At 39.8% G+C, this 13,984-nt stretch carries 11 protein-coding genes; 5 read left to right on the forward strand and 6 right to left on the reverse strand.

The features are described from left to right. Positions 1–197 precede the first annotated feature (197 nt). From PN450_RS01150 to PN450_RS01160, 3 genes are read right to left on the reverse strand one after another with little or no spacing between them, the layout of a single operon-like run. Positions 198–803, reverse strand: coding sequence for a hypothetical protein (locus tag PN450_RS01150; protein ID WP_053539215.1), 606 nt, complete (start codon positions 801–803; stop codon positions 198–200). Positions 804–845: 42 nt separating this feature from the next. Beyond that, positions 846–1,181, reverse strand: a complete 336-nt coding sequence (locus tag PN450_RS01155) for a XisI protein (protein ID WP_053539216.1) — start codon at positions 1,179–1,181, stop codon at positions 846–848. Next, positions 1,169–1,585, reverse strand: a complete 417-nt coding sequence (locus PN450_RS01160; RefSeq protein WP_271835134.1) for a XisH family protein — start codon at positions 1,583–1,585, stop codon at positions 1,169–1,171. The genes PN450_RS01155 and PN450_RS01160 overlap by 13 nt, the downstream gene beginning before the upstream one ends. A 68-nt stretch (positions 1,586–1,653) precedes the next feature. Here PN450_RS01160 and PN450_RS01165 point away from each other — a divergent pair, with 68 nt between their 5' ends. The 3 genes from PN450_RS01165 to PN450_RS01175 all read left to right on the forward strand — a co-directional run bounded on the left by PN450_RS01165 (position 1,654) and on the right by PN450_RS01175 (position 8,731). Further along, on the forward strand, positions 1,654–3,771 hold the full coding sequence (locus tag PN450_RS01165) for a S8 family peptidase (protein ID WP_271835135.1): 2,118 nt from the start codon (positions 1,654–1,656) through the stop codon (positions 3,769–3,771). Between the two features lie 654 nt (positions 3,772–4,425). Continuing rightward, positions 4,426–7,248, forward strand: coding sequence for a cation-translocating P-type ATPase (locus PN450_RS01170; RefSeq protein ID WP_271835137.1), 2,823 nt, complete (start codon positions 4,426–4,428; stop codon positions 7,246–7,248). A gap of 691 nt (positions 7,249–7,939) precedes the next feature. After that, on the forward strand, positions 7,940–8,731 hold the full coding sequence (locus tag PN450_RS01175; protein WP_148760954.1) for an SDR family NAD(P)-dependent oxidoreductase: 792 nt from the start codon (positions 7,940–7,942) through the stop codon (positions 8,729–8,731). 608 nt (positions 8,732–9,339) lie between these two features. On the opposite strand, the gene PN450_RS23905 is transcribed toward PN450_RS01175, so the two are convergent. From PN450_RS23905 to crcB, 3 genes are all read right to left on the reverse strand, one after another. Further along, a complete protein-coding gene (locus PN450_RS23905) occupies positions 9,340–10,350 on the reverse strand; it encodes a GUN4 domain-containing protein (protein WP_334311472.1) in 1,011 nt (336 codons plus the stop codon). Between the two features lie 130 nt (positions 10,351–10,480). Beyond that, the gene (locus PN450_RS01185) at positions 10,481–11,890 is read right to left on the reverse strand and encodes an aromatic ring-hydroxylating dioxygenase subunit alpha (RefSeq protein ID WP_271835139.1); all 1,410 of its coding nucleotides are present in this window, start codon (positions 11,888–11,890) and stop codon (positions 10,481–10,483) included. A gap of 29 nt (positions 11,891–11,919) precedes the next feature. After that, positions 11,920–12,318: a fluoride efflux transporter CrcB gene (gene crcB, locus PN450_RS01190; RefSeq protein WP_271835141.1), complete on the reverse strand. Its 399-nt coding sequence runs from the start codon at positions 12,316–12,318 to the stop codon at positions 11,920–11,922. Positions 12,319–12,488: 170 nt separating this feature from the next. On the opposite strand from crcB, the gene PN450_RS01195 reads away from it, so the two are divergent. After that, on the forward strand, positions 12,489–13,352 hold the full coding sequence (locus tag PN450_RS01195) for a M48 family metalloprotease (RefSeq protein ID WP_271835143.1): 864 nt from the start codon (positions 12,489–12,491) through the stop codon (positions 13,350–13,352). A gap of 119 nt (positions 13,353–13,471) precedes the next feature. After that, positions 13,472–13,846 carry a hypothetical protein gene (locus PN450_RS01200; RefSeq protein ID WP_015083660.1) on the forward strand — a complete coding sequence of 125 codons (375 nt, stop codon included), beginning with the start codon at positions 13,472–13,474 and terminating at the stop codon, positions 13,844–13,846. The last annotated feature ends 138 nt before the right edge of the window (positions 13,847–13,984 follow it).

Here is a 13,984-nt window from a genome sequence, read left to right on the forward strand (position 1 = left end):
TCTCTATCTGAAACCATACATAAAAAAGTGTCTGAATCAGGATATCCAGGATTAAAGGATGAACAGGATGAATACAGTAGATGTAGGTTGGGTTAAGCGACAGCGCAACCCAACAAAATTAAATCACAAAATCACCAAAATGTTGGGTAACATCCTGTAAATCCTTAAATCCTGGACATCCTGATTCAGACAATTATTTAATTACGAGAAGTTACCATCCAAACTAAAATTCCTAAAATAACATCAACAGGAGGAAGTGGATAATCTGTAAAATCAATTGTTACAGTTTGTTCGGTTAATTGTAGAAATCGCCAAACAGTACCATTAGTCACGCTACCATAAATTGTAGGAATAGATTGATTATTAATTTCATTAAATTTTTGAGCAGCAATCATTTCCGCAATACACTGGCCAATACCCGGATTTAAGTCTGATTTTTTAGCTTCCACAATCATAACTGCTGGTGCTTCAACTTCTAACTGTTCTGCTGAAAGACTGAGAACAAAATCACAAACTCCATTCAATCCTAAAGCCGAATCTACAGTAAAATCCGCACCAGAGAATAGACTAATTTTTCTTTCTAAAATCTTACGTACTTCTAGTAAAACCGGACTAATGATTAATTCAGAACGAGCTTTTTCACTTCCCGTCGCTATAGCTAATGGCAAACTTTCTGCTAAAAAATCAGTCAGGGTTGCACTAGCAGCAATTGGTTGGATTTCTGGCAGAAACTTTTTATTTTCAACGGTATTTATGCCAAAGGTTTGCTTAACTTTTTTGAGAGTGAAATCACTATATGACATAATGTAAATATTTCCAAAAATGATGTAAAATCTATGTGAAAATCAACCAACAGCAAAATCTGTATATTGTCGCACTAAAGGTTCATGAAATGCTAAAACAATATCTGATTTTGGCACTCCTAATTTAACTAACTCATCTGCTATACCAATTTCAGTTCCATCATGTTGTATCCAAATTTTCTGATCTTTAATATCCAAATGCAAAACACAACCATGCTGCCGTCTTCTGTTTTTCCAACCCACATACATCAATTGATAATGATCACCAAAAGTATCAAAAATCAATTGTTGTTCAATTTCATCTTTAGCTGAACCTAATTGAGCATATTCTGTGATCACTTGTTTGACATAATTGCGATATTGTTCTAGTTTTTCCATGCTACAATTACCTCCTGAACTGGATCATAAATCATGATTTTAAGTTGGGAACGCTGAACAACTGTTTTAATAAACTGCAATTGAAAAAAAGAGTAATAAATTCCTGAAGGAACAGCTAAATATAAAACTCGTTCTGGTTGTTGTTCTTCTAATGCCAAATGATAATTAAAAAATTGTCCAATGGCTTGATGAAATTGAGAAATATTAGATGTACCAATAAAACTCTTAATTTCCACCGCTATTTTTTCTCCTTCTCTTTCAGCAGCTAAAACTTGCTCTGCACCGAGATCAATATACATTTCCACATCACCGACTTCTATCCTTAAAGGATCATCTGTAATCACCCAACCGTCTTTTTCTAACCCTATCCTAACAGCATCATGAAAAATATCTTTAGCTGGCATTAACTTTATAAAAAATTAGACTTTTCACCCATTATTATAACATCAATTACAACAACACAATCAAAACCATGCCTAACCTTACCGACATCCCCGGAATTTCCCAAATTTGGACACGCACAAAAGGCGACCCCCGCATTAAAATTGCTATCCTTGATGGTTCAGCCGACTTAGAACGTAGTTGTTTTCAAGGGGCAAAATTTAGTCAATTTAAACCCTATTGGGCAGAAGATATTGAACTTAACGAAGAATACTATTATTATCTCAATTTATATTTAGATTTTAACCAACAACAAAAAGATAAAAAAGACGACCCCGACCACGATAAAGAAGAGGCAAAAAAAGAACGGGAGGCATTTTTTGCACCTTTCCCCCCAGCTATTAGACAACGCATTGAATTATCCAGTCATGCTACTCACATTTCTAGCACAATTTTAGGGCAACACGGCACACCCGCCCCTGGTATTGCCCCTTTATGTACAGCATTAAATATTCCCATTTCCTTCGCTGGTGATGATTTTATTTCCCCTGTGAACCTTACTCATGCTATTAATACGGCTTTGAAATGGGGAGCGAATATTATCCATATCGCTGCTTGTCACCCTACCCAAACCGGAGTAGCACCAGATTTATTTGCCCGTGCTGTGAAACAATGCCAAGATAATAATATGTTAATTGTTGCCCCAGGTGGTAATGATAAAGGTGAATGTTGGTGTATTCCCTCTATTCTTCCTGGTGTGATTACAGTGGGTGCAATGCGTGACGACGGACAGCCCTTTAAATTTAGTAATTATGGCGGAGAATATCAAAATAAAGGGGTAATGGCCAACGGTGAAAACATTTTAGGAGCCCAACCGGGAACAGAAGAACCTATCAGACAAAAAGGGACTAGTTGCGCTGCACCCATTGTCACAGGTATTTCTGCCTTATTAATGAGTCTGCAATTGCAACGAGGAGAACAACCCAACGCTGAAGCAGTGCGGGAAGCAATTTTAAATAGTGCTATTCCCTGTAACCCGGAAGAGGTGGAAGAACCAGAACGCTGTTTATTAGGTAAGTTGAATATTCCCGGTGCGTTTCAATTATTGACGGGAGAAAGGTTAGAACCTTACCTCCAACCCCTCTCCTACCAGGGAGTACAAGAACCTCACCCCCAACCCCTCTCCTACGAGGAGAGGGGAGTAGGAATCTCTCGTTCCCAGGTTCTACCTGGGAATGCTACATTAGAGGCTCTGCCTCTCACTATACCGTCAGGCAGAGCCTTGGAGACGGCATTCCCAGTCGGAGACTGGGAACGAGAAATTCAAAGAAGTGAAATAACTCAAGGTGTCACCCCTAGTGCGGCTTCTAAATTGGTTTATGCTTTGGGGACAATTGGTTATGATTTTGGTAATGAAGCCAGAAGGGACACCTTTAAACAATTAATGCCAGCAGTGAATATGGACGGGGCAATTATCCCTGCTAATCCCTATAATAGCCGGCAAATGGTTGATTACTTGTCAGTAAATCCTACGGAAGCTAAACCTTTAATTTGGACTCTCAACCAAGAATTAACTCCTATTTATGCTTTAGAACCTGTGAGCGGTTTTGCCGCAGATATCTATGAAACCCTGATTTTGATGTTACAGGGACAAATTCAACCAGAAAACAGTGATGATTTTGTGGAACGGGTAAGTATACCTGCAAGGTTAACAGATAGAACTGTGGAGTTATTTTCTGGTCAAGTTGTGCCTGTAATTAGTCTTACGAATACTAGGGGAATGTATGGCTGGAAAGTCAACAGTTTGGTAGATGCGGCTTTGCAAACTGTAATTACGGGAGAAACTGCACCAGCCCAAGAAATAGCCATGCGAAAAGCCTTAACTAGTTTCTTAAATCGAGTATACTATGATTTGCAAAATTTAGGACAATTGGCAAAAGATCGGGCGTTGAATTTTTCTGTAACTAATGCTTTTCAAGCCGCTTCTAGTTTTTCTCAAGCTATTTCTACAGGGATGCAGCTTGATAGTATTGAAGTGGAAAAAAGTCCTTTTTGTCGGATTAATAGTGATTGTTGGGATGTGAAATTAAAGTTTTTTGACCCAGAAAATGGAAGCAGGGCTAAAAAGGTGTTTTTGTTTACCATTGATGTTAGCGACAGAATTCCTGTGACTCTAGGTCAAGTTCGCTCTTGGTCTGTGCGGAAATAAGCACGTAGTCTATGCTCTGATCAATAATTTATCAAAATTGTTTATAAGAGCATCCGGTAAGCGTAAAACGAGCGCGGCTTGGCTTCCTGAGATATAAGCGACACGAGGGATTTTAATCCCTGTGGTATGTTAGAATTAAATTGTGAGTAAGAACAAAAAACATCTGTCAGCATAGTGCATTTTTTGCGTCTTGTCAAGTCTTAAAATGTTTCACTGGTAAAAATAATTTTTTGTCTGAATCAGGATGTCCAGGATTTAAGGATTTACAGGATGTTGTTTGAATTTTGATTGTCCATCTTTATCTGTGTTTATCTGCGTTTATCTGCGTACCCTTCGGGAAGCAAGCTACAATTATTCTTGATATTACTGTTAAATTACTAATTTTTTTAAACGAACCACAGAGGACACAGAGGACACGGAGAAAAAATATCAGTTATCTTTGTGTGGGAAGGGAGTAATTTTCTCGTTCATCTAATTAATTATGTTTAGAAGTCGGGGATCTTTGACTACAAAATAAAATCGTGTAAATCCTTAAATCCTGGATATCCTAATTCTGACAATTAACCCTCCTCAAAAACATACCCCACACCTCAGACAGATGAAAAGGTATAGACTCGGCATCTAAAATATCAAAGCCCGATTGATACCAAAAGTATGGATTCAAACTTTCATATTTGGACGCTGACACCTACAGATGTCTACAAAACACTAACAACTACTCCTCAAGGTATCAGCGAGGCCGAAGCCAATTTAAGATTAAAACAATCTGGTTATAACGAACTTCCCGAACCCCAAACACGCCCTTTAATTCTGCGTTTCACTGACCAATTAACCCATTTTATGGCCTTGCTGTTGTGGGTAGCGGGAATATTAGCTTTTATTTCCCAAACACCAGAATTAGGTTGGGCAATTTGGGCAGTTATTTGGATTAATGCTATCTTTAGTTTTTGGCAGGAATATCAAGCGGAAAAAGCTTTATCAGCCCTGAAGAAAATCTTACCTTCCCAAGCTAAAGTTTATCGGGATGGAAAATTATCTATAATTGCTGCCCGTGAATTAGTTAGCGGCGATGTCATGCAGTTAGAAGAAGGTGATAAGATATCCGCTGATGCCAGAATTATTCAAAGTCAGTCTTTATATGTAGATGTCTCCGTACTCACAGGGGAATCTTTGCCCGTTCCCCGCATTAGCGAACCTGTCACCGCCGCAAATATCCATGCTTCCGAAGCCAGTAATTTAGTATTTGCAGGTTCTACCGTGGCAGCCGGTCGGGGACTGGCAGTAGTATATGCCACAGGGACACATACGGAATTTGGTCAAGTTGCCCATCTCACTGCCCATGTGAAGCGGGAAGCCAGCACTTTAGAAGTGCAAATTTCCAGAGTAGTTCACATCATTACCATCATTGCTTTGACTATGGGGGTGGTGATATTTTTACTCACTAAGTTGCTGGTAGGAATGCAACTGAAGGAAAGTTTCATTTTTGCCATTGGTATTATTGTGGCATTTGTCCCCGAAGGTTTATTACCTACTGTCAGTTTAGCCTTAGCTATTGGTGTCAAACGCATGGCTAAACAAAATGCTTTGGTGCGGCGTTTGTCTGCGGTGGAAACCCTGAGTGCAGTCACGGTGATTTGCACTGACAAAACCGGGACTTTGACAAAAAATGAAATGACTGTTCGCCAATTATGGATTCCCAATATTCAGATTAATGTGACTGGGGTAGGTTATGAACCCAAGGGAGAAGTGGAAATTCTTACGGAAGAGTTACGAACCACAGAGGCACAGAGGACACGGAGAAATGAGGTGCTGTTAATGTTGGCTGGTGCGGCACTTTGTTCTAATGCCCGGTTAAATCATCCCCCCGATTCTCATCAATGGCAAGTATTGGGTGATCCTACGGAAGGGGCGTTATTAGTGGCAGCAATTAAGGCTGGGTTGAAGTTGGAAGAATTACAACAGCAAGCCCCCAGAATTCAGGAAATACCTTTTGATTCCCACCGACGAATGATGACGGTTTTATTAGAAGGACATTTGGAATTTGACAATACTGAAAATTCTCAGTATTTGATTTTTACCAAGGGATCAACTTTAGATGTATTGCAACATTCGCAGTATTTATGGCATTCAGGGGAAAAGCTGAAACTAACTCAAACCCAGCGACAGGAAATTGTGGCGGCTAATGATCAATTGGCTAGTCAGGGTTATCGGGTTTTAGGGGTGGCGACAAGACAAGGTGGGGCGGAATTAAACCAGCTAGGTCATAACTTGTTAGAACAGGATTTGACTTTTTTGGGCTTGGTGGCGATGATTGACCCAGCCCGTCCAGAAGTTGCGGATGCAATCGCTCTTTGTCATCGTGCCGGCATTCAAGTTACTATGATTACGGGTGATTATGGGTTAACAGCGGCAGCAATTGCACAACGCATTGGTTTAGCTAACGGTAAACCTAGAATCATCACTGGTGAACAATTAGGACATCTTTCTGATACCCAATTGCGGCAAATCCTCCACAAGCACAAAACCGGGTTAGTATTTGCCAGGGTAATGCCGGAACAGAAACTCAGATTAGTGGAAGCATATAAAACCCTTGGTCATGTCGTCGCTGTCACTGGTGATGGTGTCAACGATGCCCCCGCCTTACGCGCTGCTAATATCGGCATTGCCATGGGAATTAGCGGTACAGATGTTGCCCGTGAAGCTGCGGATATTGTGCTTATAGATGATAATTTTGCCACCATTGTCGCCGCCATTGAACAGGGTCGAGCGGTGTATCAAAACATCCGCAAATTCATGACTTATATTCTCGCTTCCAACATGGCGGAGTTTTTGCCCTTCCTGGCAATGGTGTTTCTGAAAATACCCCCGGCATTAGTAATTTTACAAATCTTAGCCATTGATTTAGGTTCAGATATGTTACCTGCACTAGCATTAGGGGCAGAAAAACCGGAAACTGGTTCAATGGAGTTACCACCTCGGAAAAAATCTCAAGCACTGTTAGATTTACCCTTACTACTGCGTGCTTACTGCTTTTTAGGACTGCTGGAAGGTTTGGCAGGTATGGCAGGATTTTTCTTCGTTTGGTGGACAAATGGCTATAATCTTCCCCAATTACAGGCACTCAGTCCTAGTATTCTCTCTCACTCAGCAGATGCTACGATAATGGCTATTTATTATCAAGCAACAACAATGACTTTAGCGGTAATTGTAGCTTGTCAAGATGGTAACGTTTTTGCCTGTCGTTCGGAACGGGTTTCTATTTTACGGTTGGGCTTTTTTACTAACCGCTTTATTTGGTGGGGAATTGCGGTGGAATGGTTTTTGATTCTCTCTATTATTTACTCTCCTACCCTACAAAAAATCTTCTCGACTGCACCTTTAAAACCATCATATTTATTGATGTTATTGTTCTGTCCACCGTTCATCTTAATAGCTGATGAACTGCGAAAGCGAATTATTAGACAATTCAACTTTTAAACAAGTTTTAGATTTTAGGCGTTGCTGCTTAAGGGTATGAACTTATCGGGCTTCGCCCCGCTTCGCTAATACGCAGATGCGCAGAGTCTCAGGGAATAAGAAGAAATATAATATTCACTTTTGCTAATAATCATTTTCTTGTTTTTATAAATTAGTGCGAATTTACCAAAAATTATGACTAATACACTACAAATTCAGCAGAATATATTGTCTTGAATAAGTTAAAAATGTGTTCCTTGTCACAAAAATCAACCAATTGTGAGGGGATCATCATATGAATTGCTCACTATTCATAAAAACTTATATAAATTAAGATTGCGATATATATACTTTAGGGAAACGACTGATCAGAAATCCTGATTAAAAAATATTGCAATAACTTGATTTAGTTGCTAATGTGTGTAGGTACGACAGCACTGGTGAATGCTCGGAGCAAATAGAGAGGTAAAATCAATGAGCTTTATCCATCCTGCCAACAGTCTTTTATGTTGATTATTCCCATCCTAACAACGAGGAATTTCTGCTGTCGAGAAGCAATAAAGGGGTATTGCAGATGAGCAGAAAAAGTATCTTCGTTCCTGTCGCTGAATTGAAATTTGATTTTTGTTTACCGTTCATCAATCGTCTTCCCTGTTGATTACCAAGAAGGCAAAAGGAAGATGAAAAATGAAGAATTTGGAGGTGAAAACCGATGAAGATTCAAGGAAAAGTTGCACTAATTACCGGGGCTTCCCGTGGCATTGGTAAAGCGATCGCTTTAGAATTAGCCAAACAAGGCATGAAAAGGTTAATATTAGTAGCACGCGATCGCCAAAAGTTAGCCGAAGTAGCCGCCCAAATCGAAGCTTTGGGCGTAGAAACTACAATCATGGCTTTAGACTTAACTCACTCAATCAACGTCAACATAGCCGTAGCCCAACTTTGGCGCAGTTATGGACCCATTCATCTACTCGTAAATTGTGCCGGAGTCGCACATCAAAACTCATTTCTGCAATCAAAACTCCCCCAACTGCAAGAAGAACTCTCCGTCAATTTGATGGGAATGTACACCCTCACCAGCTTGATAGCCAAACGCATGGTTAGTCAGAAAAGGGGGATCATTGTCAATGTCTCCAGTTTAATGGGGAAAGTTGCCGCCCCGACAATGGCCACATATTCCGCCACTAAGTTTGCCATTGTCGGATTTACCCAGGCACTACGTCAAGAACTCGCCCAACACAATGTCCGTGTTATCGCCTTACTCCCTTCCCTGACGGAAACAGACATGGTGCGCGACTTGCAATCATTTCGGGGCGTGATTCCCATGACACCCGAACAAGTCGCCCAAGCCCTCGTCATCGGCATAGAAAACGATACCGCAGAAATCCTAGTCGGCTGGCAATCTCACTTAGCCGTATTATGCCAACGTCTCGCCCCTTGGTTACTAGAAATCATCCTGCAACTAGCAACACCCAAAAAACCATTACCTGACGCTGCGGGATAACTATTGTTTCGCGCAAAGGCGCAAAGGAGCAAAGGCGCAAAGTGTTTTTTGTGTCTTTGCGTCAAGTAAAGGTAAAAAATGGTAGGTTGGGTTAAGCGATCGCGCAACCCAACTAAAAATTTGATAATGATAAGGAAGAAATGACACCATCACTAACCCTGTAATAATAGTGCAGAATCATAATTGATCTTACTGTAGCGATCGCTTGATCATCAAAATAGTTGCTAGGAAATAAATATATTATTGTCTGAATCAGGATATCCAGGATTTTAGGATTTACAGGATTTTGATTTTATTTGTGGTGTACTAATATTTTAATTTGTCAGAATCAGGATGTCCAGGATTATAGGATTTACAGGATATTTTTTGATGATGGTGTGTGGGTATGTTGGGATTTACAGGATGTTTTTTGATGATTGTTTTTGAATAATTTAAACCATCTATAAATTACTATCTTGTGAATCCTTTAATCCTGGTTATCCTGATTCAGACAAATGCAATTTTCATCACCAAACAAACCATCTATAAATTACCATCCTGTTAATCCTTTAATCCTGGTTATCCTGATTCAGACTTAATATTTTTTTGTAACCCTTAAATGTTACAGTTTACAAGTCTCGACGCGAGAGAAGAAGTTCCCTCTGATTCTCCCGACGCTCTGACCAAAGATCGACCACCCAAGTCATGCGATCGTAAAATCTAAACATACTTACGGGTAGGTGGCCTTCTGCTGCTTTCTTATCAAAAGTAATATCACTGTAGTACAACCAGTGGCCGCCTTTTCTCCATCCTACCTTGTCCCCGAACTTCTTCCATATTTCCCAATTATATTTTCTCGTTCCACCCAAACTTTGATAAATTCGTTTCTGGACAGAAAAACCAAACTTACCATCACTGTATTTTACCCACAATTGGTCAATGGTGCGGAGGTCTGCACAGGGAAAATTATCAATACTTTTTTCATCTAACCAATCTTCCTCTTCCCGTTTCGCAACTGCTAACATTACCCGTCTTGTTTCCTCGTCTGCTTCCTTCCATTTCCTTTGTGCGAGGTAGTCACGCAGTTTCCTGTAGTTCATTCCTACATCTGATTTTAATTGTGCATTATCGAATATTATTAACGCTTCTTTTACCTTTGCTTCTGTACGAAGTGTTAATAAACCATAAGCAGTATTTTGGACATCTTCACAGTCATCATTTAAAGACTGAATAACTAAATCTAACCCACTTTCTCCATAATTCAAAGCCTGTTTGAGTGACACTATTCTCACTTGGGGGTTAGGATTACTCAATCCTAATTTTACCCCTTCAATCCCACCTAAAACTGCTGCAAACTCTGAGGTTTGATGTTGACCACCCAGTACAGCATCGTATTTTCCCGGTTGTTGTGAATGATTTGTCATTGGTATATTTAAAGCTTCGTTAATAAACTTAACTTGTTGGTCTGCAAAGTCATCTCCCAATTGCATTTGCTGATTGAGAGTTTTAATGGCGTATAATTTACCCGTCTTGGGTTCTAAAGCTTTGTAGGTAATACCAAAACCACCGCTACCCAAGGGTTTGCCTTGAATGATATATTTACCTTTGTTGATTGGTTGCCCTGGTTCCCAAATTATCATCGGTTGAGGAATATATAAAGATAATTATTTTTATAGTGACTCATTTTACCATCTAACGACCATAAAAAACCCACCCCACACTTCAGACAGATGAAAAGAATAGTATTCAGTGAAATTTGAAACCACCAATTTATCTTTTTTTCTCCGGTAAATTACGAGGGGGGATTATTCTCCCCTCATAAAACTCCCTTTCCAACTGACTTAATTTCCACCATCCTGCACTTAATAAAAGAGGAACAAATGTTTCCACCAGCACTAATAAAATTGATTTTGTTTCCACCAAAAATGCGAATAAAGGACTACTAGCTAAAGCCAGAATTGTAAAAACACCACACCAAAATTTTAACTGTTGAATTCTCCTTAAAGCCTGACGACAACTAGCACATTTTTCTGTGTGAGAATGATATCTTTCTAGCAATCCTTCCTTATTTAATAAAAGTGGTGGCAAAGATTCTCCAGGAAATGTTTCCCCATGAAATTGATTTACCCATTTACGTAACTCTGCCACAAAAGTATCTGCTTTTGTCGCTAGATAAAAAGCCTTATTAAAATTACCACTACCACCTTTATCCGCTAAATAACGTTCTTGATAATGGAGAAAAATTTGATCATCTTCTAAAACGCCATTTTGACCAATATGAACATACCAACGAGGGCGAATTTTAATAAAAAATCCGGGAAGTTTAGACGTAAACTTAAACGGAAAACGGGCAATAATTCGACATTCACCTTTGCGAATGGGGACAGCATAAACAACAGTTAAAATTCTGCCTTTTTCCGCATTAATATCATGCCACATTAAACCAGGGGCAATAAATGTTGTGGAAAGTTTTCCCGATTGTCCCGCTTTTAATCCTTGTTTCCAAATCCCTGCAAAACCATGTTTTCCTGATTCAACTATTTCTAATTCTAAAGGTGCAGCATTGGCACGATTTCCCACTGTCAGATGATGCGTAAAGGCAATATGACTAGGATCAAGGATATTTTCTAATAATGTTAAAGCATCATAAGGAACATCTCGAAAAGTGTTCATAATTACCCAGCCTTCTGGTGCTGATTCTATGGGTTCAACTACAGGAACTTTGGTATTTATGGCATTTTCTGGATTACCAGCATAGACAAATAATAATCCTTGTCGTTCTGTTGTTGGTAAAGATGGTACACAAGCCCTGGGAGAAGTTTCCGCTTTTCCACCAGCAACCTGTTGGGGAATTTTTTGACAAGTTCCATCTCCAGCAAAAGACCAACCATGATAAGGACATTCTAATAGTCCATCTTCATTAATTCTGCCTTCGGAAAGAGGTGCAAGACGGTGAGGACATTGATCTATAAACACTTGCCAAGATGAGTTTTTATGATCCCACCAAATTACAATATCTTTACCTAAAAGAGTGAAAGGAGTGGGTTTTGATTTATCTAAATCCTGAAGATAGTGAACTGGATACCATGCTTCTGCTAATTGGAAAGAATCGGGGTTACTCCCTCCAGGTAATATTTCTGTGATAGAATTATCGTTGATCAGAGATTGTGTTTGCACCATTTTCTGTATTGATTAATTTCCCATAACTTCTAATTGAACATTCTAGCAAGAACCATCCCTAATTGAACACTGATAATTCCTAAAATTGTACTACCTGAAAAATAACCAGCAGCAGCTAACCAATTACCACGTTGTAACAAGCCAACTGTATCTAACCCAAAAGTAGAAAAAGTAGTATATGCACCTAAAAATCCTGTAGCGGCAATCAACTTAACTTCTGGGGAAATCATCGCTGTTTTTTCCATAGCTAAAGTTGCGAAAAACCCCATTGCTAAACAACCACTAATATTAATAAAAAAAGTTCCATAGGGAAAACCAAAACCAAAGCGGTTCGTAAACCACAAAGTTAAATAATAGCGACTTAAAGCCCCAGCTATTGCCCCTAAACTAATAGCAATGGGAACACGAATTTCTGGCTGTTGTAACATTATTAATCTTTTATTTAATCAGTCTCAAAGGGAAAACCGTACTTTGGTGACAGGTTTTCATCACTGTACCTCAAAATTGAACTCGATACAATCAAGAGGTGGCTAAAAGGATGCTGTTGTCCAGACAAAGTTATAAAAATTAATACAGCACAAGTAGGAGAGTTATCAAGATGGGAAATCAACTGAAAACGGCTATTTTACTAGGGACTCTAAGTGGATTATTGATAGCAATTAGTTACTGGGTAATTGGTGGTACGGGGGGCCTGATTATAGGAATTGGGTTAGCAGCAGCGACTAATTTATTCTCCTGGTATCAATCAGATAAGATTGCTTTAGCCGTATATAACGCCCAACCTGTCACCGCAGCAGAAGCACCAGCACTGTATCGCATCGTTCAAAAATTATCTGCCCGTGCCAATATTCCCATGCCGGGAGTGTACATTGTTCCTAGTCCCACTGCTAACGCCTTTGCTACAGGACGAGATCCCGAACACGCGGCTGTGGCTGTCACTGCCGGGATTTTAGACATCCTCCCAGAGGATGAATTAGAAGGCGTAATTGCCCACGAACTTACCCATATTATTAATCGTGATACCTTAACTCAAGCGGTGGCGGCTACTGTGGCTGGGGCTGTTTCTTTCCTCGCGCAAATGCTCAGTTATAGTCTGTGGTTTGGTGGCGGTTCACGGGATAATGAAAGAGGTGGCAATCCTTTGGGTGTATTAGCTACAGTTATTTTTGCCCCTATGGCTGCAACAATTATTCAGTTGGCTATTTCCCGCACTAGAGAATTCTCCGCTGACGCTGGTGCGGCAAAATTAACAGGTAATCCTCGCGCCTTAGCTAGGGCTTTGCAACGGTTAGAATCTACAGCTAGACAAATGCCTTTGAATGCTAATCCAGCTTTTGAACCATTATTAATTATTCATCCCATTTCTGGGCAGTTTTTGGGAAATCTTTTCTCTAGTCACCCAGCAACTGAAGCAAGAGTAGAAGCTTTACTACAATTAGAAAGGCAACTGATTAGTCGTTAATAATCTATCTTTGGTCATAAGTATATTTATAAATCCCCAATTGACTGATGACCAAATTATGATGATTACAGGTGCAATATTCATCCACAAGTAAACTTTACCAACAGGATGTGGCAACTATGACTACTAACAATATTGAATCTATAGAAATCGTAGAAATTAGTCTTCATACCAGCGAAAATGGGGAAATAGATGAAGTTAAGCAGGAAACTACAGCATTATTAGAGGCGATTAAGAACCGCGCCCAAGCTGAAGCTGAATCGGCTGGAACTATTACCCGTGAAACCTATTTAAATGCTGTGCGTCAGGTACGAGAAGCTATTGAAAAAGACAAACTGATCGAAAGAGACCGCTTAGAATATTCTTGGGCTAAAATTCAAGAAGAATTAGAGCATAATTGGAACTTACTGCATAAGGATGTCACAGATTTGGGCGACAGATTCCAAAATGCTGCTAAGGCTGCTTGGGAAGCTTTCAATGCCCCTCGTGATTAGAGGATGTTTGAAAAGTGGTATTCCGTAATTTTCATCACATTGCTACCCCCCTTTCCCCTTGTAAAGGGGGGAAACAATAAAAATCCAGTTCCCTCCCCTTTACAAGGGGAGGGTTAGGGTGGGGTAAAAAATATTTGA

The organism is Dolichospermum lemmermannii CS-548 (assembly GCF_028330815.1).
Lineage (GTDB): Bacteria > Cyanobacteriota > Cyanobacteriia > Cyanobacteriales > Nostocaceae > Dolichospermum > Dolichospermum lemmermannii.

What these genes read in the sequence shown, in the direction of transcription:
- PN450_RS01150 (WP_053539215.1), bottom strand. Translation starts at nt 803, where the DNA reads ATGTCATATAGTGATTTCACTCTCAAAAAAGTTAAGCAAACCTTTGGC.
- PN450_RS01160 (WP_271835134.1), bottom strand. Translation starts at nt 1,585, where the DNA reads ATGCCAGCTAAAGATATTTTTCATGATGCTGTTAGGATAGGGTTAGAA.
- PN450_RS01200 (WP_015083660.1), top strand. Translation starts at nt 13,472, where the DNA reads ATGACTACTAACAATATTGAATCTATAGAAATCGTAGAAATTAGTCTT.
- PN450_RS01175 (WP_148760954.1), top strand. Translation starts at nt 7,940, where the DNA reads ATGAAGATTCAAGGAAAAGTTGCACTAATTACCGGGGCTTCCCGTGGC.
- PN450_RS01165 (WP_271835135.1), top strand. Translation starts at nt 1,654, where the DNA reads ATGCCTAACCTTACCGACATCCCCGGAATTTCCCAAATTTGGACACGC.
- PN450_RS01155 (WP_053539216.1), bottom strand. Translation starts at nt 1,181, where the DNA reads ATGGAAAAACTAGAACAATATCGCAATTATGTCAAACAAGTGATCACA.
- PN450_RS01185 (WP_271835139.1), bottom strand. Translation starts at nt 11,890, where the DNA reads ATGGTGCAAACACAATCTCTGATCAACGATAATTCTATCACAGAAATA.
- PN450_RS23905 (WP_334311472.1), bottom strand. Translation starts at nt 10,350, where the DNA reads ATGATAATTTGGGAACCAGGGCAACCAATCAACAAAGGTAAATATATC.
- PN450_RS01195 (WP_271835143.1), top strand. Translation starts at nt 12,489, where the DNA reads ATGGGAAATCAACTGAAAACGGCTATTTTACTAGGGACTCTAAGTGGA.
- crcB (WP_271835141.1), bottom strand. Translation starts at nt 12,318, where the DNA reads ATGTTACAACAGCCAGAAATTCGTGTTCCCATTGCTATTAGTTTAGGG.
- PN450_RS01170 (WP_271835137.1), top strand. Translation starts at nt 4,426, where the DNA reads ATGGATTCAAACTTTCATATTTGGACGCTGACACCTACAGATGTCTAC.